Source organism: Pseudarthrobacter enclensis (assembly GCF_030811655.1).
Taxonomy (GTDB): domain Bacteria; phylum Actinomycetota; class Actinomycetes; order Actinomycetales; family Micrococcaceae; genus Arthrobacter; species Arthrobacter enclensis_A.
In genome coordinates, this window is record NZ_JAUSRE010000017.1 from 41,397 (window position 1) to 66,590 (window position 25,194).

Annotated in this window: 23 protein-coding genes and 1 pseudogene; 17 read left to right on the plus strand and 7 right to left on the minus strand. The window is 63.3% G+C overall.

Going from position 1 to position 25,194, the window contains the following annotated elements:
• The first annotated feature begins 57 nt into the window (after nt 1-57).
• From J2X98_RS15570 to J2X98_RS15585, 4 genes and pseudogenes are all read left to right on the plus strand, one after another.
• Nucleotides 58-1,161: an NADH:flavin oxidoreductase gene (locus tag J2X98_RS15570; RefSeq protein ID WP_307309886.1), complete on the plus strand. Its 1,104-nt coding sequence runs from the start codon at nt 58-60 to the stop codon at nt 1,159-1,161.
• Nucleotides 1,162-1,198: 37 nt separating this feature from the next.
• A pseudogene (locus J2X98_RS22255) lies at nt 1,199-1,489 on the plus strand (redoxin domain-containing protein); the annotation flags it as partial.
• Nucleotides 1,490-1,518: 29 nt separating this feature from the next.
• Nucleotides 1,519-1,722 (plus strand): hypothetical protein, encoded by a 204-nt coding sequence (locus tag J2X98_RS15580; RefSeq protein WP_307309890.1) that lies wholly within the window; start codon nt 1,519-1,521, stop codon nt 1,720-1,722.
• A gap of 681 nt (nt 1,723-2,403) precedes the next feature.
• Nucleotides 2,404-4,038 (plus strand): purple acid phosphatase family protein, encoded by a 1,635-nt coding sequence (locus tag J2X98_RS15585; protein ID WP_307309892.1) that lies wholly within the window; start codon nt 2,404-2,406, stop codon nt 4,036-4,038.
• A gap of 331 nt (nt 4,039-4,369) precedes the next feature.
• Here J2X98_RS15585 and J2X98_RS15590 read toward each other — a convergent pair whose 3' ends face one another.
• Complete coding sequence (locus J2X98_RS15590) at nt 4,370-5,233, minus strand: NAD-dependent epimerase/dehydratase family protein (protein ID WP_307309894.1); 864 nt, start codon at nt 5,231-5,233, stop codon at nt 4,370-4,372.
• A gap of 1,085 nt (nt 5,234-6,318) precedes the next feature.
• Here J2X98_RS15590 and J2X98_RS15595 point away from each other — a divergent pair.
• A complete protein-coding gene (locus J2X98_RS15595; protein WP_307309897.1) occupies nt 6,319-7,098 on the plus strand; it encodes a VOC family protein in 780 nt (259 codons plus the stop codon).
• Nucleotides 7,099-7,335: 237 nt separating this feature from the next.
• Here the strand turns inward: J2X98_RS15595 and J2X98_RS15600 are convergent, their stop codons facing one another.
• The 3 genes from J2X98_RS15600 to J2X98_RS15610 form a co-directional block, all read right to left on the minus strand.
• Nucleotides 7,336-7,467: a hypothetical protein gene (locus J2X98_RS15600; protein WP_307309899.1), complete on the minus strand. Its 132-nt coding sequence runs from the start codon at nt 7,465-7,467 to the stop codon at nt 7,336-7,338.
• Between the two features lie 472 nt (nt 7,468-7,939).
• Nucleotides 7,940-8,713 (minus strand): ABC transporter permease, encoded by a 774-nt coding sequence (locus J2X98_RS15605; RefSeq protein ID WP_307309901.1) that lies wholly within the window; start codon nt 8,711-8,713, stop codon nt 7,940-7,942.
• Nucleotides 8,706-9,497 (minus strand): ABC transporter ATP-binding protein, encoded by a 792-nt coding sequence (locus J2X98_RS15610; protein ID WP_307309903.1) that lies wholly within the window; start codon nt 9,495-9,497, stop codon nt 8,706-8,708. Before J2X98_RS15610 ends, J2X98_RS15605 begins: the two co-directional genes overlap by 8 nt.
• Before the next feature lie 400 nt (nt 9,498-9,897).
• Between J2X98_RS15610 and J2X98_RS15615 the strand changes: the two genes are divergently transcribed.
• From J2X98_RS15615 to J2X98_RS15625, 3 genes are all read left to right on the plus strand, one after another.
• Nucleotides 9,898-10,098: a hypothetical protein gene (locus J2X98_RS15615; RefSeq protein ID WP_307309905.1), complete on the plus strand. Its 201-nt coding sequence runs from the start codon at nt 9,898-9,900 to the stop codon at nt 10,096-10,098.
• Between the two features lie 1,346 nt (nt 10,099-11,444).
• The gene (locus J2X98_RS15620) at nt 11,445-11,609 is read left to right on the plus strand and encodes a hypothetical protein (RefSeq protein WP_307309907.1); all 165 of its coding nucleotides are present in this window, start codon (nt 11,445-11,447) and stop codon (nt 11,607-11,609) included.
• A 417-nt stretch (nt 11,610-12,026) separates the two neighbouring features.
• Nucleotides 12,027-12,440 carry a hypothetical protein gene (locus tag J2X98_RS15625; protein ID WP_307309909.1) on the plus strand — a complete coding sequence of 138 codons (414 nt, stop codon included), beginning with the start codon at nt 12,027-12,029 and terminating at the stop codon, nt 12,438-12,440.
• 69 nt (nt 12,441-12,509) lie between these two features.
• Here the strand turns inward: J2X98_RS15625 and J2X98_RS15630 are convergent, their stop codons facing one another.
• From J2X98_RS15630 to J2X98_RS15640, 3 genes are all read right to left on the minus strand, one after another.
• Complete coding sequence (locus tag J2X98_RS15630; protein ID WP_307309912.1) at nt 12,510-13,907, minus strand: DUF2254 domain-containing protein; 1,398 nt, start codon at nt 13,905-13,907, stop codon at nt 12,510-12,512.
• Between the two features lie 264 nt (nt 13,908-14,171).
• Entirely contained in the window at nt 14,172-14,315 is a 144-nt protein-coding gene (locus tag J2X98_RS15635; protein WP_307309914.1) for a hypothetical protein, read from the minus strand.
• Nucleotides 14,316-14,389: 74 nt separating this feature from the next.
• Complete coding sequence (locus J2X98_RS15640; RefSeq protein ID WP_307309916.1) at nt 14,390-16,885, minus strand: PEP/pyruvate-binding domain-containing protein; 2,496 nt, start codon at nt 16,883-16,885, stop codon at nt 14,390-14,392.
• 677 nt (nt 16,886-17,562) lie between these two features.
• Here J2X98_RS15640 and J2X98_RS15645 point away from each other — a divergent pair.
• The 9 genes from J2X98_RS15645 to J2X98_RS22265 all read left to right on the plus strand — a co-directional run bounded on the left by J2X98_RS15645 (nt 17,563) and on the right by J2X98_RS22265 (nt 24,685).
• On the plus strand, nt 17,563-17,763 hold the full coding sequence (locus J2X98_RS15645) for a hypothetical protein (protein ID WP_307309918.1): 201 nt from the start codon (nt 17,563-17,565) through the stop codon (nt 17,761-17,763).
• 27 nt (nt 17,764-17,790) lie between these two features.
• Nucleotides 17,791-18,297: a hypothetical protein gene (locus tag J2X98_RS15650; protein WP_307309920.1), complete on the plus strand. Its 507-nt coding sequence runs from the start codon at nt 17,791-17,793 to the stop codon at nt 18,295-18,297.
• A gap of 227 nt (nt 18,298-18,524) precedes the next feature.
• A complete protein-coding gene (locus tag J2X98_RS15655; RefSeq protein WP_307309922.1) occupies nt 18,525-19,019 on the plus strand; it encodes a VanZ family protein in 495 nt (164 codons plus the stop codon).
• 685 nt (nt 19,020-19,704) lie between these two features.
• Entirely contained in the window at nt 19,705-19,905 is a 201-nt protein-coding gene (locus J2X98_RS15660; RefSeq protein WP_307309924.1) for a hypothetical protein, read from the plus strand.
• Between the two features lie 176 nt (nt 19,906-20,081).
• The gene (locus J2X98_RS22260; RefSeq protein ID WP_373460907.1) at nt 20,082-20,540 is read left to right on the plus strand and encodes a nuclease-related domain-containing protein; all 459 of its coding nucleotides are present in this window, start codon (nt 20,082-20,084) and stop codon (nt 20,538-20,540) included.
• Between the two features lie 38 nt (nt 20,541-20,578).
• Entirely contained in the window at nt 20,579-22,012 is a 1,434-nt protein-coding gene (locus tag J2X98_RS15665) for an amino acid permease (protein ID WP_307309926.1), read from the plus strand.
• Nucleotides 22,013-22,116: 104 nt separating this feature from the next.
• Entirely contained in the window at nt 22,117-23,361 is a 1,245-nt protein-coding gene (locus J2X98_RS15670) for a pyridoxal phosphate-dependent aminotransferase (RefSeq protein ID WP_307309929.1), read from the plus strand.
• A gap of 88 nt (nt 23,362-23,449) precedes the next feature.
• Entirely contained in the window at nt 23,450-24,316 is an 867-nt protein-coding gene (locus J2X98_RS15675) for a MurR/RpiR family transcriptional regulator (RefSeq protein WP_307309932.1), read from the plus strand.
• 243 nt (nt 24,317-24,559) lie between these two features.
• Complete coding sequence (locus J2X98_RS22265; RefSeq protein ID WP_373460903.1) at nt 24,560-24,685, plus strand: hypothetical protein; 126 nt, start codon at nt 24,560-24,562, stop codon at nt 24,683-24,685.
• Nucleotides 24,686-25,194 lie beyond the last annotated feature (509 nt).

The following is a 25,194-nucleotide window of genomic DNA, read 5'->3' on the forward strand; positions in this document are numbered from 1 at the left end:
GCCTTTCTCCAAACGCCCTTGCCAGGAACAATCCCCGAGACTTTCAAGGACACTTTCATGCCCCACCTCGATCCCCTCTGGACCCCCTTTTCTATCGGGTCCACCGAGCTGCCCAACCGTGTCGCGCTGGCGCCGATGACCCGTGTCAGCGCCACCGAAGACGGCCATGCAACCGGCCGGATGGCTTCCTACTACTCCCGGTTCGCGGCCGGCGGCTTCGGACTGCTCATCACCGAAGGCATCTACACCGACACCACCCACAGCCAGGGCTACCTGTTCCAGCCGGGCCTGGCCACCACTGAACAGGCCGAGTCCTGGGCCAAGGTCGTGGACGCCGTCCATGCCCGCGGCTCCCGCATTTTCGCCCAGCTGATGCACGCGGGCGCCCAGTCACAGGGCAACCGGTTCGTTGACTCCACGCTTGGCCCCTCCGCTGTCGCCCCCAAGGGAGAACAGCTAGGCTTCTACCGCGGCGAAGGACCCTACCGCCAACCGCAAGAGGCCACGACAGCGCAGCTCGACGAGGTGCGCGAGGGCTTCGTGAACGCGGCGCTCAACGCGAAGGCCGCCGGCTTCGACGGGGTGGAGATCCACGGCGCGAATGGCTACCTGCTGGACCAGTTCCTCACGGACTACCTGAACCAGCGCACCGACCAGTACGGCGGCAAACCCGAAAACCGGGTGCGGCTTGCCGTTGAGGTGAGCCGGGCCGTCCGCGACGCGGTGGGGCCCGACATGAGCGTCGGCATCCGCGTTTCCCAGGGCAAGGTCAGCGATTACACGCACAAATGGGCCGGGGGGGCCGACGAAGCAAAGACGATCTTCACCGCCCTGGCCGCCACCGGAATCGACTACATCCACACCACCGAATACCGTGCTGACGCCCCTGCCTTTGGCGAGGAAGGCGACTCCCTCGCCGCCTTGGCCAAGCAGCACGCAGGCTTGAGGGTTATTGCCAACGGCAGCCTTGATGAACCGGAAGCAGCAGCCGCTCTAATCGCTGACGGGCAGGCCGACGTCATCGCACTCGGCAAAGCAGCTCTCGCCACCCGCGACTGGCCCCGCCGGGCACGCAGCAACGACGGCCTGGACGAACTCGACGGCAGCCTCTTCTCGCCGGTCGCCGACGTCAAGGACTGGGAACTCGAGCAAACCGCCTAACCCCAACCGATCAATCTTTCACAGCAGGAAGGTAACCATGACGCTCATTCCGACGCAGACAGCACCCGCCCTTGACCTTGCCCTGGTGGGCTGGGGAACCACCGATGATCTGAAGCTCGGCACCGGGGAGGGCGGCCGCTTCAGCCTCATCGTCTTCTTCCGGGGCCTGCACTGCCCGATCTGCCGCAAGCAGATGGCTGAAATCGACAAGCGGATCGAGGACCTGAAAGCCGCCGGTATCGGTCAGGTGGTCGCCGTCAGCATGGAAACGCTCGAACGGAGCACCCGGATCGTGGATGAATGGCACCTGGCCAGCCTCCGGGTCGCCTACGGTCTGGAAGAGGAAGCTGCACGGATGTGGGGCCTGAACCTCTCCCACGCGATCAAGGACGCGAGCCGGACCTGTTCAACGAACCAGGCATCTTCATCCTCGATGAGGACGGCACCCTGTTCTGGTCCAGCACGGCCACCATGCCCTTCGGCCGACCGTCCCTGGATGACGTGATCTCCGGGGTCCGCTACGCCCAGGAGCACGACTACCCGGCCCGCGGCGCCGCCTGAGCCGAAAAGTAGCCGAATGGCGCGTCCCCGGGAACGGGCGCGCCTTTTCCATGCCCGGCGGACCGAGCGCTGGAATTCAATAGGCTCCCTTTGCAGCCCTCGTTAGCAGTGCCCCTCCAGCCAGGCCACAGCCTCATCCTCATCCAAGAAGTACCTGACGGGGCAATGAGGCCAGTCGAGCCCGCGAAGGCCCTGGGCGATGACCTTGTCTTCAGCCTGCCGCCGAGGGGGCGAAGGCTGCCACGTGGGACGCCATACTGTGGAACACCTTCTCCACCTTGTTCAGCGTAGTATCCGATGGCAAGCGCCCACCCTTTTCAAGGCTTCGCAGTGTCTTGAGGTCGACTTCCGCGTGCTTGGCGAAGGGCAGCTGGGCAAAATCCATGTCAACGCGTTCGTCCCTGTCGAGTCGCCCAATGGTCTTTAGTGCAGGGACACCGGTGACAGGTTCCAGAAGTTGGCCCAGTTACTGGCAAGCAAGGCTGAAGCAGCACCGGCCTCGTAAACTGAAGCATCCGCTTACGGCGCAGGCCGGGCGACCTCACCGGTGCCCGGCTTTTGTCGTCTCTGATGCAGTGGCCCCGGACTAGCGCGGCCAGTTAATCCATCGTTCAGCTACCATCGGTCCCCCGCTTCACCAAACTTAATCGGCTCGTCCCGCCTTACGGTGAAGCTGGCTGCATGACTGACGACAAAGAGATTTTTAGGTCCGGGTTATCGCGCCGCGGCTTTTTCGGCACCGCGGCAGTAGCGGGCGTAACAGCCGCCTGGGCATCTGCCACTCCGGCCTCGGCCGATGACAGGGCAAAGCTACCTTCCTCGGCGGGCGATCCACTGACCACCCCGGTAGTTAACGGGCTACACCTGCAGTTCGGGGCCGATGCATCCAGCGAAGTCGTCGTCTCGTGGCACGCCCTGCAGCCGGTCAAGAACGCGCGGGCTATGCTGGGCGAAGCCGACGGAAGCTACGGCCGGACCGAGGAGGCCGTGGAAACCAGCTACGTTGACGCCAAGTCCGGACAAAAGGTCTACGCCTACCACGCGAAACTGACCGGGCTCGCCCCGTCCCACGATTACGTCTATGCGGCGATCCACGAAGGCGCGCAGGCGGAATTCGGCTCTTTCAGGACTGGCCCGCACGGACGCGGAAAGATCACGTTCACCAGCTTCGGCGACCAGGGCACCCCCACCCTGGGAAAGAAGGCGACCAGTGCCAATGGTGGACAGCAGTGGGTCAACGACAACCTGGGCTCCCCGGCGGCCGGCGACATGCCGGCCGGGGTTGAGCGCGTCCAGCCACTCTTCCACCTCTTCAACGGGGACCTCTGCTACGCCAACCTCTCCGAGAACCGCGTCCGGACCTGGACGGACTTCTGGGACAACAACTCGCGCAGCGCCCGCCACCGGCCCTGGATGCCCGCAGCCGGGAACCACGAAAACGAACTCGGTAACGGGCCCATCGGATATGCCGCCTACCAGACGTACTTCTCCGTTCCCCTGCAGCCCGGCCAGACTGACACCACCCGGGGGCTCTGGTACTCATTCACGGCAGGTTCGGTCCGGATCATCAGCCTCGCCAACGATGACGTTTGCTACCAGGACGGCGGCAACAGTTACGTCCGGGGCTACTCGCAGGGCGCCCAGAAGGCCTGGCTGGAGAAAGAGCTCAGTGCTGCCCGGTCGGACCAGAACATCGACTGGGTGGTTGTCTGCATGCACCAGGTTGTTATCAGCACCGCAGGGTCCTTCAACGGCGCTGACCTGGGCATCCGGCAGGAATGGGTGCCCCTCTTCGATAAGTACGGTGTCGACCTCGTCGTGTGCGGGCACGAGCACCACTACGAACGTTCCCACCCGATCCGCGGCCAGCAGAAGAACGCCACCCTGACCCCCATCCCGGCGGACACCCGCAAGGACGTCATCGACACCACCAAGGGCACCGTCCACATGGTTCTGGGCGGCGGCGGAACATCCGTGACATCGAACCAGTTGTTCACAAACCCTCCTGCATGCCGGGTCATCACCGCCGTAGGCGAACCGGACCCCACCACGCACAAGCGTCCCCCGGTCTATGCCCAGGAAGACGCTCCCTGGTCAGCCCAGCGCGACGCAGCCAACTCCTACGGCTTCGCGTCCTTCAGCGTTGACCCCGGCACCGAGCCCGGAGGAACAACAAAGATCGAGGTGACCTACTACAACGTCACCGGCCCCCAGGGTCAGCTAGCATCCTTCGAAACCTTCACGCTCCAGCGGCCCCGTACGGATTCACCACAAAAAGCCGGAGCGCAGGACAAGAACAAGGGCGACGCGGGGTGAGTTCTCCGGCGCCGACAGAATAGGAACACTCGCCGACCCAGGCCGGGTAGCCCTCACGGGCGCCCGGCCTTTCTCGTTTCCGAGACGGGAGAGCCAGGCGACCGGGGCTCCGCGTCGGCGAACACCGTCTCCGGAGCCAAGATCTTAAGTGCAGGGCACCTCGTCGACGGCCCACCACATTAGCACCACATTGATCCCCTGATATTTAACTTGATGCAGTAAGCCCTGGTCACGAGCACGATCCGATCCTTAGCTGCTGAGCACTGGCCGAGCCAGCGGCCGCTCACCACGGCGCCGCTGTTGCCCAAAGCCGCGGGGCGCCTCAGGTCGCTTAGTTCGTGGTTGGATTGGAGTGGCTGGTGCGCCAGGTGTGTTGTGGTTCGAAGCCCAGCAGTCGCCGGGCCTTGTCGATGGAGAGCATGGTCTCGTGTTCGCCCAAATCCTTGACCACTTTCACGTTCGGGTAGACCTCCGCCGCGAGGCTGGCACTGGACCGGTTCATGACCGTGTCCGCGTTGGCGATGATGAAGGCTTCAAACCCCGGTTTGCCGTTCTCCAGTGCCCGGAGTACGGCCTGCGCGCCGTCCCGGCCGTCGATGTAGGCCCACAGGTTCCATTTGCGCAGCATGGCGTCGTCATCGAACGAAGGGAAGGCGTCGTAGTCTTCCGGATCCATCACGTTGGAGAACCGCAGCCCAACAATGCTCAGTTCCGGGTCCCAGCGCGTCATCTCGATGGCCATCTGCTCCTCCAGACGTTTCACGAGGGAATACGTGGTTTCCGGCCGGGGCGGGTACTCCTCGTCCACCGGAATATAGGGCGGGTCGACCTCGAACGGTGTGCCCAGGACAGTCTCACTGGAGGCGTACACCACCTTCTTGATCCCAGCCCGGCGCGCCGCCTGAAACACGTTGTACGTGGAGAGCATGTTGTTTTCAAACGTCGCGGCGTCCGGCAAGAGTCCCGGGGCAGGGATCGCGCCCAAATGAACGATGGCGTCGAAGCCCGTGTGCCGGCGGTCCACGCCCAGGAGCGCATCTACGACCTGGCCGTAGTCCCGCAGGTCCACCACCACCAGACCGGGGTTTCGTTCACCGGTCCGGTCCAGGTTCAGCACCTGGTGGCCCTCTTCCGTAAGGTGCCGCACCACGTGCCGGCCCAGCTTGCCACTTCCACCCGTCACCGCAATTTTCATCAGTACTCTCCTCGACATTGTTCGACTGTTCCGAGCCGCACCGGGCTGAGAACCACCGCCGTGGATCCTGGCCACGCTGATCGGGCCAGGCATCACCAGCCCAAACCTAGACCGCAGGCGGTCGCTGGCGCGTGGCCCTGTCAGTCCTAGGACAACCGGACCTACCACCGCCAACAGCAACGTGTCGCCCGTGAGGGCATCCTGGACTCCCAGCTTGTTCACAGCCTCCGTGGACACAGCCCCGGCGGACGTCCGCTTGGCCGTCAGGTCGCCAAAGGAGGATGCGTCGACGCGATCAACAGTCTCTGGCGTCGCGCCCTGGACCGGACAAAAGGAGAGCGACAGATGCCCCCAGATATGTTCCTCTGCCGCACAGAACACCCAGTCCGATCACATGTTCCTGCCGCTCATGCCGACGAGGAAGCCGCAGAGCAGAAGACCCCGAGGCATGGGGGACGCCTCGGGGTCTTCCTGGCTTCTCCGACCGGGGGGTGCGGTAGTTGCCCCGAAAAGGCTACTGTTCGTTACTCCCGGGTACAACTTGCATTTATGCAGGGAATACCTGCTTTTGTACAGATCTGTACCGCCACCACGCCCTTCGGGCAGCCCTCCCTGAGTGACGTGGTCGCAGGCGTCCGCTACGCCCGGGACCACGATTACCGGCCCGCGGCCGCGCCTCAGGCGCGCGTCCAGGAGGCGATTGGCAGGCGATTCGATTTCTGGCGGCGCGGACCTGGCACGTAACTGAGCGCTGTGCAGTCTTGAGCCAATCTTGTGCTGATCCTGGAGGGCCGTCGGGGGAACAGCTCCTACTGTGGAGATCAAGATCCTGCCGCTGAGGCAGGGCCTTACAAATGGGGAAAGGGGCCGGTGGCCAGGGGATCCCGGAGATCCGGACGCCGCATCGGACAGCCGCCGGCCCACCCCCCCGGTCCTCGTCCGCCCGTAACGGCCGGATCCTGCCGGAGTGCCGGCCGATGATAATCCCCGCCTGCGGGCGAATACTTCGCCGTGGTTGCTGCTTCAGGTCCGTGTGCGCGGATTAGAGTGACAAAGACCTGCTACCTACTATCAAAGGACCTTACGTGCCTAAGCCAACCATCGCTCCTGGTGATCCCTGCTGGGTAGACCTGACCAGCTCCGACATCGAGACGTCGCGCGCGTTCTATTCCAGTCTGTTCGGCTGGGCCTACGAAACTGGTGACGAGGAAACCTACGGCGGATACGTGATGGCCTTTGCCAAGGGCGCCCCGGTGGCAGGGATGATGCAGAATGAGCCCGGCTCCGGCCAGCCCGACGCGTGGACCACGTATCTGCGCGTGGACGATATCCACGCGACCCAGAACGCGGCCGTGGCGGCCGGCGGTCAGATCCTGATGCCCGCTATGGAAGTACCGGAGCAGGGCCACATGGCTCTCTTCGCCGACGCCGGCGGTGCCGTTATCGGTGCCTGGCAGTTCGGCGGACACACCGGGTTCCAACTGGCAGGTGAACACGGCGCCCCGTTCTGGCACGAACTGCACACCCGGGCGTACGAGCCATCCGTGAAGTTCTATCAGGACGCCTTCGGTTGGAATACCTCCGTCATGAGCGACACCGAAGAGTTCCGCTACACCACTCTCGGATCCGGAGTCGAATCCCGGGCCGGCATCATGGACGCGTCCTCCTACCTACCCGAATCGGTGCCTTCAAACTGGCAGATCTACTTCGGGGTGGATGATGCCGACGCCGCGGTCGCCACCGCTGAATCCCTCGGAGGCACCGTCATCCACGCCCCGGAAGACACGCCCTTCGGCCGGATGGCAACCCTGACGGACTCCACCGGCGCTGCCTTCAAAATCGCCCAACGACCCACCCAGCCTTAAACACAACGAGCCCGCCCGGTAGCGTCCCTGCCGGCAGCCTTCCTTGCACCCGACAGGGAGACTGCCGGCCCAGGCCGACCGGATCCCTCCGGCCGGACAGGGTGGTCGCAGCCTGTGGTGAATCCAGTTCCGCCGCGCCGTTTCCCGCATGGCACCAGCAGCCAGGCGGCCACAGCCCCGGTCAGGGTTGGTGCCTTACCATGACTTCCGCCCCAACACGCGAAGGCGCTGGCCGTGCTACGCGCCTCCCTCGTGGCGGAGGATGGCGCGGAGTTGGGCGCTGCGGGTGGCGACGCGGCTGGTCCGGCCGGCGTTGGGATGCCGGTTGTTCTGGTTGGCGTGGATGCCGGCGTCGCCGGCTCCGGCCATCTGATGCGCGGCCTGGCAGGTTCCGTGAGCTGCGTCTGGCCGTGGCGGTTGTTGAGGGCTGGCATCGGGTACGCGTTCAGGATGGCTTGGGCAGGCCGTCGCCTCCACGCCTGATGTGGGCGACACCCGTCGGCGACATTCCCAGCCAGCGTTCACCCGCGTTTCATGCGTGAATCCAACTGTCGAGTAACGACATTCCGACGAAAGGACGAGAGCCGTGAGTACTGACGAGATGACCGAACTGACTGTTGATGGTAGCGCCCTGATGCGTGGCCAGAGCGTGCGCATCCATGCCGGTGGGCGTGACCTCGGAGAACGGGTGGTCGACGACCTGAGGCAGGACGGGGCCGTTGTATGGATCGCCTTCGGTGAGGCCGAGCCGCGGCGCATGTTTATCGAGGAGGACGCTGCCCGCTACACCGCACAGTACGGGCTGCAAAGGGAACAAGCCCGTAAGGCCGCGTTCTGTGGATTATCGCGAGTTCCAGCGGAACCAGCGGACGCCTATCGTGGCGCATACGGCGACATAACCGATGCAGGCCAGGAGTGCGGTGGTGTCCTGACCGCTCCATGAGGAGGCGTTCAGCGTGTCGGCGAAAAGTGTCATGAGCGCTCCGACGGGCGACCAGGCTGCGATTGATTTCATCGTGTCACCGAGGATGCCGGTTCCGCCCAGGAGGCCGAGGAGGAGCAGGAGGATCATGAGTACGCGGGTGACCGCGTTGATGGCGCTGGTGGATTGAACCAGCCCGACGACGGCTTGGCCGATTGCAAGGAACGCAGCGGCACCGAGGACGGAGACCGCAATCACCAAGAGGTACTGGCCCGGGTTGAGTGACAGCCCGTAGGCGAGGGCTCCCACGATGACAACAATGACGGAGGCGACCAGGTTTGTGGCCACCTGCACGAGGACCCGGCTGGTCATGATCATCCAGGTTGGCGCTGGGGTGACCCGGAGTCGTTGCAGCACCCCGACATCGCGGTCATGGGCCAGCGCGAGCGTGTACCCGAACAGGCCGGAGGTGAGCAGTCCCAAAGTCAGGGCCAGGCCAATGACCAGGCTGGATCCGCCAAGGCGGCTTTGACCCTTGCCGAACGTGTTGGCCACAAGGATCACAACCGGCAGGAGAATGCTCAGGAAGACCGACGTCTTTCCGTTGAGCAGCACAAGGAAATCAGCGCGAAGCAGCGACCTTAGGGCCAGGCCAAGCGGCGGGCGCGCGGTGTTGACGCCGGTGTTAGTCACGGATCTCACTTCCTGTCAGTCCGATGAAGACGTCTTCCAGTGTCGGCGCTCCATGGGCGACCGAAAGCACCCTGGGGCCGTCCTTATGTTTGTTGATTAGCTCCGACGGTCTTCCCTCGGTGAGCAGTTTTCCGTGGTCGATGATCGCCACCCGGTCACAGACTGCCTGGGCCTCCTCCATCGAGTGGGTAGTGAGGAGGATGCTGTTGCCTTCCGCGCGGAGCTCCTCGATGTGGCGCCATAGTCCTCGGCGTGACTGGGGGTCCAGCCCGGCTGTCGGTTCGTCCAGCAGCAGCAGGAGCGGGTTGTGGATGGTGGCTATATACAACGCAAGGCGTTGCTGTTGGCCACCCGACAACTGCTTGAACTTCTTGCCCAGTTCGTCGCCAAGGCCGACAGGGCGCGTGTTCCCGCGAACCTGCTCACGGGAAAGTTTCACACCGTACAGACCGGCATAAAGCCTTGCGATCTCTTGAATGCTCAGTTCGTCCTGGAAACTGGAAGATTGCAGTTGCACTTTAAGGAGCGCTTTTACCGCCAGAGGCTGCTGTTCGACATCGAGACCGTCTACCAGCAGGGAGCCCGAGGCCGGCCTGACCAGCCCCTCGATGGCACTCAGAGTACTGGTCTTCCCTGCACCATTCGGACCCAGCAGACCGAATATCTCCCCGCGCTGAATCCGGAAGCTGACACCGTCAACCACCGTGCGGCCCTCATACGCCACTCTTAACTGACTGATTTCCAGAACCGAAGGTGATCCTGGCTCACTAACTTCACTCGTCATGCTGTGTCCCCTCAGAACCACGGGAGCAACCCGGACTAGGGGTAGTTCCTTGTGCGAGTCTAGTTCGAGGAGGCCACGAGAAAAGCCAGGCAGTTTCTCAAAAACGTCTCCACAAATCGGTTCTGAACTATCGGGTGCGGGACAGGTTCGAAGGCGAGTCCTACCTTTCGGTGCAAAACCGACGCAGTTGCCAGAAAGCTTCGTCCTCCCCTGCTCCGATATGACTCATAACCAGCGTCCCACGGCCGACTACCAGGGACTGCAGGGAAAGAGAGGGGGTAAATGGGGGTGCTTTTGGCGGTGGAAGTCTTTACTGTGAGGTAACTCCACCAGTGGGGATATCGGGCCACCCAAGTAGTCGCCGGACGAAGATTCCGACGGCAGTAAAGAGAATGCCCTTATGAACGATCCGCGCCAAGCAGCGCTTGAAATGGTCCAGCAAGACAGGGCCAGCATCGAGAACCTGTGGTTGAGATATCTTGCCAACGGCGGCAATGCCGGTCCCCTAGACTTCGAGGCCTACATTTACGGTCTCCTAGATCCGGACGAGTACGACGCCCTAATCCTCTTTTGGGCGGTAGAGGAAGTATCAGCACGCTAGCTCGTTTCTGGCTTCACGGAACCCTTGAGCCTTGCTCACGCACATACAGCTCAAGGAAAGCCCGGACTGCCCTATGGTCTGCTCGGGGCGTTGCCCCCCGCCGTGCGATCGCTTCGAGGATCTGCTGCTTCGTCAGACCCCCTTTACTGTTGGCCGAGATCAACAGTAAGGTGCTGGGGCGCCTCAACTGCGCTCTTCCCCGCAGAGCAGCAACCAGGTTGATTGAGCGGGAAAGCTACCGTGGCCTATCCTCACGGATCCTCCAGCCGTCAGCGGGCGTATAGCTTGCGAGGACAGAACGCTCGCCAAAAACGGGATCCGATCCCGGGGTATGACACAGAACAGCGGAGTTGCACTCCACCCCCCACAACGCATCCTGCGCTTTTCTTAGAGCTTCGCCAAAACTGGCAGAGTAAATAACCGACCGACCAACAGACCGCTCCGTCACGTATTCCACGAGATAGGGCATGCTCCGAATGATGACAGCCCCATCAGGGCGTCAACAGAGCCGGAAGGCACATGCTTCCCACGGGGAAAGCCGAGCGATGACGCTGCCAGTCGTCCCCACGAACGAGGCGGCGAATGACCTTCCCGCAACCAACGCGCAGGCCTGATGGAGGGACATCGCCGCAGACACATCTTCGACACGAATCGACAGCGCCGAACACTCGGCTTCGCCCGCTCTACAAGGCCAGGTCTACGGCCGGCTGTCGGTCTGTGTGTCCTCGTCATATTATTCCGGGATATGGTGGTCGCCTTTGTGACGGGCTTCGTCCAGATGGTGCTCCAACTTCTCCTCCGCTTCCCGGCGGCGCTGCCCCACGGTCCGGATCTGTTGCGTGCTCGGCGACGCTCCTGGCGTACGCTGTCGCGCACTATCCCTTTGTCCTTCGTCTTTATTGTTCATAAGGGCATCGTCTCACCGGACCCGTCACCCCGAAAGCTCCACCGGCGACTGGACATCGGGCAGAAGACGGACATCCCGCTGCCAGTTGTGACATCCAATGGCACGTCCGCGTCTGGATCGCCTTAGCCATTCCCACCCCGGAAGGATCGTGGTCCTCGCCCTGGATCTACGCCGGTGGGGCCGCCACGAGGGTCTTATGATCGCGGATGGTGCCCGCAACCTCCCCTGGAGTTCCCGAAGGCGGGGCTCAACGACGGGGCGGTTGTTTAAGACCGGCGCCCTTGCCGCTTCGTCTTCGCAAACGGAGACGTGAGCTACCGAGTTAAGCAGTCAGCCCAACGGTAGCCGCCAAGAGCCGGGGCGTCATGACCAACGCTGACCCTAACCCAGCATCCAAGCTTTCGCTCGTACTCCCCGCGTCTCTTCAGAACGTCCTGTCATGAGCACGGCGCAGACCGTGGCGCTGATCTTCGTGGCTGCCTTCGCATGGATCGGCGTGACCCTGCTTGTCCTCCTGGCGCTGCTCCGCCCAAGGAAAGGGTCCTCAGCGCTTGCTGCGGCTCCTCCACCCCCGGACCTGACCGCGTACCGGCCGCACCGGTGACGGCGAGTACGTTCTGTCACAGGTCGGAGTCTCGTGCCGAGGCGCAGGTTGAGACTCCGGGAAATCCGCCGCTAAACCACCAGCACCGGGAAGCATCAGGGATACCGGGACAATCCTCAGCTACACCGTCGGCCACCTTGCCACGCTTGCCGGAGTCTTCCTGCTGTACCTTCCAGACATCATCCTGCTCGTACCCCCTGCTCATCGCCGATGGCTTGCTCCAGCTGGTACTGCTGCCGTTCGTCTTCCTGGTGAGGAGACTGCGGCGCCCCCTGGCGGCGGACATGGACCCATCCTGCCTCCTCGACCGCAGTCGGTAGCCAGAACAACTCAGCACACCTCCTCCCCCGGCTCGCAGCCGGAAATGGGGGGACAAAGCCGGTACCAAGACTCGGCGCGGTGTGTAATCATGCGGGCATGGGACTTCCCGAGGACCCGGACAGGCCGACAGCGGATCGTTACCGCGCCATGGCGCACGAGCCGGGCGAGACGGAACAGCAGCAGACGCTCAGGCGACGCCTGGTGGAATTTGTCCAGACTGCACAGGCACGCGGCATCCATCCACTGCCGCTGGAAACCTACCATGGCCCCCGAAGGTACCGGCCTTCACTCTCCGGCTGGCTCTTGTTCCCGGACACTGGCCTTGCCGTCGGCACCGACGCCGAACTGTACCGGCTGCCGCTGGAGGGCGGACTGACCGGCAACAGGACACCCATACGGGAGGAGTGGATCCGCAGTTCCTACTGGCGTGGCTGGTCCTCGAGATGGGTCACCTTGGACGAGATGCTGATTGACGCCGTGGCAAGGGGCACAAGCCAGCGTATGCCTTAAAAAGGACCAGTTGAGGGTCACCAATTGGAAGCGTCTTCCCTACGAATACGAAATCACGCTCTGACGTAGTTATGAGGCGCCGGGAGTTCCGTCCCTCGTGTTGAAGAGGTCAAGGACGGCTGCGCCCTCTTCCAGGAGGGGGTCGCGATCGGCTGGCTGCGCCACGAGCCGGGCTACGTCGTTCATAAGGGTCTGCACATACTGCCGCATGATGGCGCGGTGCGCGGTCTCTCCGAACCAGGCCAGATCACCGCACACGCGCAGCAAGGCCCGGACGACGCGGGGTTCGTTCGATCCGTAACGCCGAACCTGTCCGAGGGCCAGATCGACGAGATAGGCGAAGTCGCGGGCCGGGATGTGGAGCCGGACAGTGCCGTGGGCATCTGTCACTGCTCGCGGACCGTGCTCCCGGAGTGTAAGCGCCGCAAGGATCGTGCCCAGATGGTCGACTGCCTGGTTCGCCGTGTAGGGGTCGTTAATAGCAGGCGAGAGCGCCTTGGAGGCGACGTCCGCGAGCTGTCGGATCCCGAACGCGACGTCCTGCTCCAGTGTCCGTTCGTAGCCGATCCGTACACTCTGCGCGAGCGCACGCCGAAGCTCCGCGGAGGCGCCGGGCGCAAACGGTCTCCCTCCGGCGCCAGAGACGTTCCATACCCAGGCGATGGGTGCACCGGCAACCACATGCCGGCCCACCATGGGCACCATCAGTGCCTTGAGATCGTGCTTCGCGAGTGCGCCGACGAATGGCCCGACATGGAAGGCCTGGATGTAGCCCGATGCGGGTGACGGCAAGGCGGTGGCGCCTTGCGGCACGACCGGAATGGGGATGCCAAGGTCGCCGGGGACGAATGACCTCCCGATCACTTTCAGCGTCGCCGTCTCGACGCCCTTCATAACCAGGTCCACCTGGATCGAATGCGATAGATGGTGGACGAAGAATACGAGCATCACCATGCTCACGAACAGCAGCATCAGCGCGCCGCTCACGGCCAGGCGCGGGTACTCCTCGATGCGTTGGCCGGCTGCGATGCCGACCGTGTACAGCCCCGCCGTGCTGTACGCGAAGGTCGCGACGAAGGCGCTCAGGGTCAGCTGGTTGGGGATGTCGCGGAGGAAATTCCGCAGGAGCCGAGGGCTGAACTGCGTCGACGCGAGCTGCAGGGCCACCACGGTAAGTCCCAGGACGAGGGCGATGACCGTGACCATCGTGCTGGCGATGCTCACGAGCAGGTTCCGGGCGTCGTCGGATGTCCCCTGGAAGAGGAGGACGGCAACAGGCGACGCCTTGTCGATTTGCACAGCAGAAAGGCTCGCCCCCGCGATGAGCGCGAGCACGACGGCGCATGTCGGCATCGCCCACAGTGCACTCGCCAGATACTCCCGAAGAGCCTCACGCTTCACATGTGCCACTCTCTGCCGACGGTCCTCGGTCGTCAAGGGGCGCCATGCTGGGGTCCGAGCCAGCACAGGTTCTGGCGCTCAACGCCGGTGCCCCACCGGACCCCACCACAGATCGGTCGGCTCGCCACGTATTGCACGACCAACGCCAGCTTCACTGCCACCCCTTACAAAGCTCGTTATTCGCTGGGAGCCGCGCCTGCGCAACTGTGACCGCACACTCTGTTGCAAAACCGGAACTTGCTGGGCCCCCATCCGCAGCCCCATGCTCTCTTATAAAGCAGACGTAAGTGTGGACATTATTGTCCACGCCTCGATTCGGACGCTGAAGGACTATCGGGGCACCGGATGTTCGGAAATCGGCGCGGCAGAGTCGAGCAAATCGATGGTCCCCGCGGCGGCTCCGACGACGAGGTCGAAGCCTTCATCCGTGGCGAAGCCATGCCGGTAACCGTTGATCCACAGCAGCAGCACCATGAGCGTCCACGCCGTCCGTCAGCCTGTCAGCCGGGTCCGGCCGGCTTGTGCTCAGAGGAGAGTGGTCCGGTCGTTCATGCCGTGGCGTCCCCGGTGGCGAGAACTGTGCCGGTGGTGCCGTCCACGATGACGTTTTGTCCCTCGGCCAGGGTCCTGGTTCCCTTTCCTGTTCCCATGACGACTGGAATCCCGTACTCCCTCGCGACGATGGCGGCATGTGAGCCAAGGCCTCCCATGTCAACGACTACCGCGGCGGCGCGCTGGAACAGCGGTGTCCAGGAAGGATTCGTGTAAGGACATACGAGGATGTCACCGCTTTGTAACCGGCCGAACTCGTTAGGGCCACCGATGATCCTCACCGGGCCTTCGGCGCGGCCGCGGCTGGCTGGGGTACCGGAGAGCAGAACACCGGTCCTGGGCCGCTGATCCTTGAACAGCAGGGTGGTATCCAGCAGCGGGACCCCGTCCAGCTGCCGCCGCTTGGCCGCCCTGCCCAAAACAACTGGCCGATAGCGCAGCCGGACGGATGCCGGCAGCGCGCCGGCCTCATCATCAGTTATCGCCTCCAACTCCTCGAACCTAAGATGGTAGACGTCCTGGACATGGTCAAGGACGCCGGCGGCGACGAGTCGGTGGCCGAGCTCACGGTATGCGGCGCGCATGGGCGGGATGACCTTGGTGGCGTAGAAGTGGCTGTCCTCCCGGAACGCCATCCCTGCCCGCGCGGCCTCGACGGTGCTGAGCAACAGTCGCCGAAAAAAGCTAATGCGGAGGAACGGATGCCGTTTCAGCTCCTCCAGTGCGGCACCGGTCTGGTCTTCCCGGTCGGTTTCCTCGCTCTGGAGGGCCTTGACGAGCCCAAGCACCACCTCGGGCGCATCGGACCAGGTGGGTGAGCTGCTCAACACCACGCTGACGGTCTCGCGGTTCCCGTATTCGCGCAGGAAGCTGGAGAACGCGTCGCGGAAGGCAGCGTGGGGCGGGTCCTGCTCCACCCGCTGCAGCAAGGCGCCCCCGTCTAAAGCGGAGAAGTCGGCGGCCAGCTGCGGATCAGCACGGACCAGCCCGGCCAATTCTTCCAGGGCCCGGTTGGCCTTGCTCGTCATGGTCTCCGCACCCGCGATCAGGGCAGAGGCCAATCGAGTCCTCCCCAGCAGAACCAGCAACAGCCGTAACCTCAGCGCCGGCAGGAAGATCCCCGGGAGGTAGGAGCTTCGCAGCCCGGTGATACCGCGCATGGTGGCGAAGGAATCGCGCGCAATGTCCACCACCCCTGCCCACCGCAAAGTCTCAGGGTCCTGGTTCTCGAGCCGCTTCACCTGCTCCAGGAAAGCAGCGAACCTGGGATCCTGCTTCCAGTCGGCTATCGTGAACTGCCGCGCCCGGCAGGCCACGCTTAGTGGGGCTGCCAAGAGACGAAGAGTCGGGCGCGGGGTTGGGGGTACCAGCTGCACCACAACACCATCCTCCTCAGGCAGCAGCTCCTCAACCGTGGGGAAACGCACCCCAAGGCTACCGGCCATCACATGCAGCATGGCCAGGATTCCCTGATTCATCCAGCCGGATACGTCCAACGGGTAAGGCCGCTCCTGGAACATCTCGATAAAGAAGGGCGCCACCCGCTTCTGGACAGCGTTCAGCCGCAGCGGCTGCGGGGGCAACGCGGTCATAGGTCTCGACTGCAGGATATAAATGCGTCCTTCGACCAGGGCCCACTCGACATCCTGCGGCCGGCCAAAATGGTCCTGCAGCCGTCCAGCCAGCCTGGCAAGCGCGCGCAACCGGTCGGCGTTCAGCAAAGGAACCCCGCTGTGGACCCCGGACTGCTCGCGCGTGCCGCCACCCACGTCCGTGCTCATGACCACCTCACCGCCCCCAGGGACGAAACTTCGGACCGCGCCCGCATGGCCGAGCACATAGTGCTCAGGCGTCACCCTCCCCGAAACCACCGATTCACCCAACCCGGCACCCGCATCGACAACAATCTCCCCACGCTCTCCCGTGACCGGGTTCGCCGTGAATAAGACACCGGCCACGGCCGCTGGCACCATGCTGTGAACGATGACCGCGATCCCGATCTCCCGCGGGTCAATCCCCTGCCGCCGCCGATACGCAATAGCCCGGTCAGTCCACAGCGACGCCCAGCAATCCACGACCGCCCTGGTCACAGCTTCCTCGCCGACGACGTTGAGAAAGGTGTCCTGCTGGCCGGCGAAGGCTGCTCCCGGCAGGTCCTCGGCGGTTGCGCTGGAACGAACCGCCACCGCACCTCCGCCCAGCACCCTGTAAGCTTCGGCAACTTCCGCCCCTAAAGCCGGGGCCATGCCAAGGCGGGCAATCAGCGAACGGACGGCCCCGCCGTCGTCCACGTTGGGGTCCATATTCGAAAGGGCTTCACCCAGCTCCGTTTCGGCGAGCAGCGATCGGTACGCCTCCGTGGTGATAACGAACCCGGGAGGGACCGGAAACCCGTGCCGCAACATCTCCCCCAGCGCTGCACCCTTACCGCCCGCAGCCTCGATATCCCCGACTCCAAAATCAGCCAAGGGACGAACAGTCCTACCTGCCATCCAGGACTCCTCAAATCAGGACCGCTTCACACGCCAATACGCCGGCTCCGCGCCGGCGAGTAAAACGTACTCCACGCCAGCCTCCCCTCGCCACACTGCTCTGGCTACCCGACGTATACAGAAAAGAGAAACGCCTCGCCGTTTACCCGGCCCTACGACCCCTTGATTGGGTCACGACTCCGGCCCCTTAGCTGGCCGAACGTGTTGCCAGCCCGGCTCGCCCACATGGAGACCGGGAGGGTTAGGGGAGATGAATTCTCGCCCGAAGCTCCTTACATCCGGACGATAACTCCAACAGTGGGGACGTCGGACCATTTGAGATGCCGTCGGGTGACGATTACGGGCGGCAGTAGCGAGCATGCCGCTATGGACGATCCGCGGCAAGTAGCCCTGGAAATGGTGCAGCAAGATGCGGCTGCGGCCAGGGCGCGGCTGGAAGATGCCCACGACGGATGTCCGAGGCATTGCCCTACTGACCAGGACGAACGATAGCTGTGCCTGCACCGGGTCCGAACTCTCCGAGAGTGACCCTGATCTGGCCGAAGCCATGAAGCGCACAGGGGTCCAGGTCAGCTACTTCATATCAGTCCACGCCGTACCCTGAGGCGCGAAGATAGCTGCCGCCCCGTCCGCACACATGAGGTTCACAAGACCCCGGCCCCTTCCCAGAGGACCTCTTGAGCACCAAAATCCCTAACGGTTTCCGCCTCGCCGAAGGCACCGACCTCGACGCGTTCAAGCAGACCGTCCGAGACGCCGTCGACCCGCTCCGCGACCAGGAAGACCTGATGCTGCTTGCCGTCGAGACGGCCAAGTTCGTCGATTCCCACTGGCTCGCCGGCGAACCCATTCCTGCCGGTGCCGCGGCTACTGCCTAAGCCCAGTGGGCCGACGCGCAGTCCAGGATGAGCGTCAACGACTACGACCACGACGTCAACCGCTTCAGACTCAGCATCGGCACCGACCGGATCGTAATCATTGTCCATACCGAAAACCCGGCACTCCTGAGCGCCTTCAAGGAACTGCCCGAGGTCGAGGAGTACGGCTACTGGGACCACACCGACTCCTACCCCGAGGGCGTCACCGGCACCGACAGGAAGATCCGTGAAGACGTGTTGGACGGGACCATCCCCGGCATCCGCGTTTCGGACACGATGGACACGTGGGTACTCCGCGACACCGTCGAGATCCGCGAGGAGCTCCGCGACGTCCACGTCATGCTCCCCCACATCCCCGAAGCCACCGACCGGGCTTGCGGCGCGTCATCGACCACGGCTACCAGGACGCCGTCACCGCCGCCTGCGCCGCCCTGCACGAACAGGACAAGAACGAACTGGCGAGGAAAGGCTGATGTCCACCAAGATCTTCAATGGCTACCGAAAGGAGCCCCTTTAGCCCCTTTTCCGAAATGAAATTCAAGGTTGGACCAGACTCCCATCAGGACCACCATCGGTGGATCTCGAACTGGATTCGGGCTGTCCCCACGTCACCACCGTGGCTGGCGAGACCGCCTCTCACAGGAGTGGATCAGGATCCCGGTGTAGCGTTCGACGGGATGGATGTACAACCGCAACCCACTGCTGCTACGGATGGAGTGCCCGGCCGGCGGTCGGCCACGAAACGGGCGAAAGCCGAGACAATGGCAATCTTTGCCGTCTTCGCTCTCTACGTGGCCTTCCTCCTGAGGCTGCTTCTCCTCTCCCGCGCACCGGGTTCGGAGAGATCGATTAACCTCATCCCGTTCGCGAGCATCGTCAAGTACCTATCCAGCCAATCTTCGGGGACGGGGAGAGTGGCGTTCGCCAATCTCGTCGGGAACATCCTGATCTTCATCCCGTTTGGAGTCTACGTGGCGTGGCTCCGACGCCGGGCGACCCCATGGCTGACCATACTGGCGATCGTCTCGGTCAGCGTCACTGTTGAGATCATCCAGGGCCTGTTCGCTGTTGGAGCATCGGACATCGACGACGTGATCCTGAACTGCGCGGGAGGAGTCATCGGAATCTTCACGTTCAGACTGCTTTCCTCGGTCGTCCGCGATGCGTCCCGGGTGCGGACGGTGATGGCCGTGTTGTCACTGCTCTCGCTGCCTGTTTGGTGCTACTTCCTCTTCATCGTCCGACTGCGCATGTGAGCCCAAACGCGCCTCTTCTACCTCCCATCAGAGCGACCGGAGCTAAACCATCGGCAGCGGGATTGTGGTACGGCCGCCCAGTGAAATCATCATCACATCCTGTCATCGAACCCACCGTTGCCTGTTACGTCGAGATCAACGCAGGATGAGTGTCATGCCGCCCTCCGACCAGCACCGGTTCTACCTCACTGACTCCGACACCTTCGTCAAGCTGCACTGGCGCACGCCCTCCTCCAGCCTTTCCCGGAGCCTGCTCCCCCGCATCCTTTCCTTCCTATCCGGAGCCCGACCCGACCCCGGCCGGTCGTGGACCACAAGGCCTTCGACCGCGCGGCTGCTGCCTTGGCCACCGATGCGGACGCCGCCTTCGCCGCATTCACCCGGGGAAGAACGGACTGATCTTCGGTCCGAGCGACGTGACGGGGCCCCGGACCACCCATTCACGGGACGCATTGTCGTTACAGTGAGCTCCTCGTCCACCGCCTGTCCGTGGACGACGTCCGGGCAAGCCGTGGATGTTTGCCAGGCCCTGTCCTGACACAGGAGTCCGGCAGGGTGTGAAGACCCTCATGCGTCGTGAAGCCCTGGCCAGAGCTGGCCGGGGCTTCCGTACCGTCTACGCATGCTCAGCGGCAACCGATGGAAAGGCATGATGTGATATCCCCTTGTGTGCAGCCCTTGGAAGATGAAGGACATCCGCCGCCTCTACGTGAACACTTCGGAAGGCGACAAGCTCGGCTATATCGACCTGGCGACAATGGAGGTCGTCACGGAGTCGGAGGCAAGCGACGCCGAACTTCGGTCAGCACTTTCGGTCCTTGGCTCGCCATCGGACGTCGTCCGGACGGCCCGGTCATTCGTCAAGCGCCACCGGCGCCGGCTATGAACCTGCCGTGGGAGGACCTCGCCGAAGTCAGTCCAACAGCCCGTCTCGCGGGTCTTGAGGATGGCTCGTACAGGTCTGGCGCTGCCGCCGAGCAGCGGACTGCCGGCCTCCTCGCGCCCCTGGAGCGGGCGGGCTAGCCCGTACTCCATTCGCTGCCGCTCAGCCCCTGCAAGGACATCGACCACCTGATCATCGGCCCGTCAGGGGTCTACTGCATCAACACCAAGTCATCCACCTACGGGGTTGCCGCCAAGGCTGACGGCACGGTGTTGGCCGCCACCTACCTGAGCGCAGCTGCCCGCATAAACATCGCCTGCACGCCGGTCGTGGCCGTCTGGTCGTCCCTCAGTTTTGAATCCGAACGCCGTCGCGTCGTTGATGGGTTGGAGATTGCTGACCGCCTTCGCTCCCGGCCCAGCCGGTTCCCGGATGCCTGGGTCTACGTCGTATACGCGACGGCAAGACGGTCCACACCTGGACGGCCCACCACTAAGCCGGCCGCGAAGGCCGTCGGCGGCCGCCCCATCAAGGGGGCCGTTTTTGGAGGTGTGAGTAAATCGAAGTTGCGCCATAAAAGTGATACGCAATTTAACTTGCGGACTGTCCCGATTCGGGGTTGTATTGGCGAGGGCTAGTTACCTGGATCACATCTCTCGGATGAAAGTAGGACATTGTGCCAACCTCGGCTCTTTCCTCGAATGCGCTGAAGCACTCGATCAACACCCGCCAATTGACCATGATCGGAATTGGGGGTGTGATCGGCGCCGGCCTTTTCGTCGGCAGCGGAAGCACCATCTCCGGGTCTGGACCGGGTATCGTTCTCGTCTATCTCTTCGTTGGCCTGGTAATCATCCTGGTCATGCGGATGCTGGCGGAACTCGCTACCGCCAGCCCGGAAACCGGGTCCTTCTCAACGTACGCCTCCCGCGAGCTAGGGTCGTGGGCTGGTCTCGCGGTCGGCTGGCTGTACGCATTCCACTGGTGTGTGACGGTGGCCTTTGAAGCGATTGCCGGGGCTGCCGTGGCCGCCCAACTGGTGCCCGGCGTTCCGACATGGGCTTATGCGCTGATCTTTATGGTGATCCTCACGGCCGTGAACCTGGCAGCCGTGACGTCGTTTGCCCGCTTCGAATTCTGGTTCGCCATGATCAAGGTTGCTGCCATCGTCCTCTTCATTGTGGTTGGCATCGCAGCATTCCTCGGGGTGTTCCCTGGTTTCCAGTCCCCGGGGGTGGACAACTTGCTGGGACACGGCGGCCTCTTCCCGAAGGGCATGACCCCGGTACTGCTCGCTACGCTGACGGTCTTCTTTTCGTACTTCGGCACGGAACTCGTCACGATAGCCGCCGGCGAAGCCAAGGATCCCGTGCTGGCTGTCCGAAGGAGCATGCGGAGCGTTTCCTGGCGGATCCTCATCTTCTACGTTGGCTCTATCCTCATTGTCGTAACCCTGCTGCCCTGGGACGCCACCGAAGTAACCAAGAGCCCCTACACAGCGGTCCTGAACGAACTGCACGTACCCGGCGCCCAACTCGTGATGAACCTGGTCGTCCTGACCGCCGTCCTGTCGTGCCTCAACTCCGGCATCTACTCCTCCTCCCGCATGCTGTTCTCCCTCGCCCGCCGCGGCGAAGGCCCGCGCGCACTGGGAACCACCGGGACGAATGGTGTCCCGATCAAGGCAGTCCTGGCCGCGTCCAGCGCCGGGTTCTTGGCCGTCATCGCCAACTACTTCCTTCCGACCGGAACCGTATTCACCTTCCTGCTCAGCTGCTCGGGATCGGTGGCCATCGTTGTCTACCTCACGATATGTGCAACCCAGATCGTCGGGCGGCTCAAAAAGACGCCGGCCGAGCGGGATGAGCTTCCCGTGAAGATGTGGGGCTTCCCGTACCTGTCCTACCTCGTGGCCGCCATCCTGCTCGTCATCATCGGAGGAATGGCCCTAACCCCGGCCTCCCAAACGCCGCTGGAGCTCACCAGCCTCATCACCGCCATCGCGGTGGTCGCCGGTATGGTGCATCAGAAGAAGACGGCGCGGACCGTCACCGCCCGGGTCAGTACTGAGCGTCCCGTACTGGACGATGTTCTCACCAACGACCACTAGCGGCCGGGCATCCCAGCACATCGCACCTCTCCCCTGCCCCGCCAGGACCGGAGAGACAAGCCGCTCCCAGCAATCCTCACCTTTGACTTCCAACAGGAGGCATCATGACCATGCACTCGGCCACCCTGGCCATCAACGAAGCGATTCAAAAACGTAAAGCCAACGGTGAAAAGCTTCTCCACCTCGGCTTTGGGGAGTCCGGCCTGCCGGTCCCCGAGTTCATCACCCAGGTCCTCCGGATCTCCGCTGACCAGAACAGCTACGGAGCCGTCGTCGGATCGGAACAAGCCAGAAGCGCCGCCGCAGGCTGGTTCAGCCGGCGGGGACTTCCCACGGGGGCAGAGCAGATTCTGCTCGCTCCGGGCAGCAAGGCGCTGCTTTTCGCAGCACTCGCCACCGTCCCCGGGGACCTCATTCTTCCGCGCCCTTCATGGGTGAGCTACGCCGCCCAGGCCGCGCTGCTGAACAAAGCCATTATTGACGTCCCGATTCCGGACGACGCCGGCGGCATCCCGGACCCGGACCTCCTGGAGGCCGCCATCATCCGGTCAATGTCGTCCGGTGGTAACCCGGGCGTCCTCCTCCTGACTGTTCCGGACAACCCCACGGGAACGATGGCCCGTCCGGAAGCGATCGAGAGGATCTGCGGCATCGCCCAAAAGTACGAACTGGCGATCATCTCTGACGAAATTTACGCGGAAGTGGTCCACTCCGGAGCTGCGCCCTCCGCCGCCTCCTATCTGGAATCGCGGACCATCGTGACGACCGGCCTGTCCAAATCCCTCGCCCTGGGCGGATGGCGGATCGGGTTCGCCCGGGTCCCCCAGAACGAGTGGGGCCACAAGATCCTCGACGACATGATCGGGGTCGCCAGCGAAGTGTGGTCCAGCCTCGCCGCCCCCATGCAGGCGGTGGCCGCATACGTCCTGAACGAACCCGAGGAAGTCAAGGAGCACATCCAGCGCTCAGTTCGGCTTCACGCCATCGTGGCCAACGCCGTGTATGAGGAGTTCATGGCCGCGGGAGCTGCCTGCCGCAAGCCCGTCGCCGGCTTCTACCTGTACCCGGACTTCGAACCACTCCGTGACCGCCTCGAAGCCAAGGGCATTTGCTCCGGCAGCGACCTCGCGGGCGCGTTGCTGGACCAGCACGGCGTCGGTGTCCTGGCCGGGGAAGCGTTCGGCGATAACCCGTCGGGGCTTCGGGCCCGGGTGGCGACGAGCCTCCTGTACGGCACAACCACCCAAGAGCGGTGGGAGGCACTGAAGTCCGACGACCCGCTGTCCCTGCCCTGGATCGCTTCAGCACTCGACCACCTGCGAACTGCCCTGCAGGAGCTGACCAGCTAAGAAGCCGCCACGCTGAGAAAAGAGTGAGGAATGATCTGCCTGCAACTAGAGTTGCGTGCAGATCATTCCTCACTAGGCGGGAGAACCCATGACCGTGGACACCTACCGGGAACTGACACGGGTGCTCCAGGAACGACTCCCCACCCTGGCACCAGGTCAACAGCGGATCGCCAGGGTCCTGCTCGACGATCCGGACGGAACAGCGTTCCGGACCATCGCAGAAACAGCGGACATCGCTGGAGTGAACCAGTCCTCACTGGTCAGATTTTCCGCCCTCCTGGGGCTGAAAGGCTACCCGGCGCTCGTCAAGCTCTGCCAGCAGAACCTGGCCAAAGAAGCGAACCTCATCAACCGGCTGGAACAGTCCGAGAAACACGCCGAAAGCCAGTCGCTGTTCGACGCCGTCCTGGAGCACGAGAAAAGCAACCTCCTCCGGACCTACGCGCGGATCGAGGACGCCGACTGGTCCCGGGCTGTCGAGCACCTCAGCCGGGCGCCACGGATCTACGTCATGGGACTGCGAAAATGCGCGCCCATCGCCCAACTCTTCACCTACCTGCTCCACCTCGTGCGCCCCGGAGTTGAGCAAATCGCCCCTGCCACCGGCGTCATCATCGACCAGCTGCGCGACCTCGATCCAGACGGCGTCTTCGTCGCGATGTCCATACGCCGCTACACAGCCGACACAGTGAGGGCACTCAAGCACGCCAAAGACAACGGGCTCAAAACCATCGCCCTGACCGACGACCCGTCCTCCCCACTCGCACGCCTCGCAGAAACGACGTTCTACATCGACACCGAAGGCGTCACCATTCTCCGCTCAATGTCAGTCTTCACATCAGTTGTCCAGACGCTCGCAACAGCCGTCACCATCCAAAGCGGCGCCCGAAGCCGGAACGAACTCATGCTCGACGAGCAGCTCCTCGAGGACTTCAACGTCTACTACAAAGACTGACACCGTGCGGCGCGGCTGCATGTTGCACGGACCTGATGGACAGAAAAGACGCTCCGCAGAAACGGTGCTGCTGTAGTCCAAGACTCAGCGAAAACTCCGCCCGCGGGCCCAGAGGAAGCGGCGCATACTTATTCCATGAATATGGCTGGAGCCACCTACTTGCTGCCTTGGCTGGTCCTCATCCCTTGCGTGGCCATTTGGGGCTACAGCCTGGTCGATTTCAGCTGAACGAACGAACGGGACATGCGGACCTTCAGCAGACCAATCTGGCTGGTGCTCCTCGTCTTCGGAAGCATAGTGGGAGGGCTGGCGTGGCTCGTGGCGGGCCGCCGGCCGCCCGGCGTTCGTCGTCGGACTCAGTCCCGGTGATCTGGCTTCCGCGGGCCGGGCTGCAGCAAGTCGATTTCCGGCAAACTGGGATGCAATGGCAACCGCGTGCCCCTTGCAAACACCGTAAGTGCGTGAAAACATGCGGAATCCGAAACAGTTCGAAGGCAGTAACCTGAGCTCGAAATCAAGAGTGTGAACGATGTCCACACTCTTTTTGCCATCTCAAAGGACGGTGAGCCGGTTGAGAATAAGCTCTCACCAGCAGTCTCCGCGAAGCACTTGACAAGAGACCGCGCTGCCCGGAAGCGAGCGGCGACGCACCCGTGGGCCCCTGCAGACTCCCGCAGCGGACAGCGGATCTACGTGCATCAACTTCGGGCGCGCTCCATGCCTCCGCTTAAACTTGGCTGCTCCGGCGCGGCCGGTTTGCGCCGCCAGCACCCCAACCCATCGCAGATGCTCCACGAGCGAAGGACATTTGTTCCAAAAACGGCAGGTGGAACAGACTGACCGGCGCAGCTTTTCGCATCGGGCCGATGACCACAGCC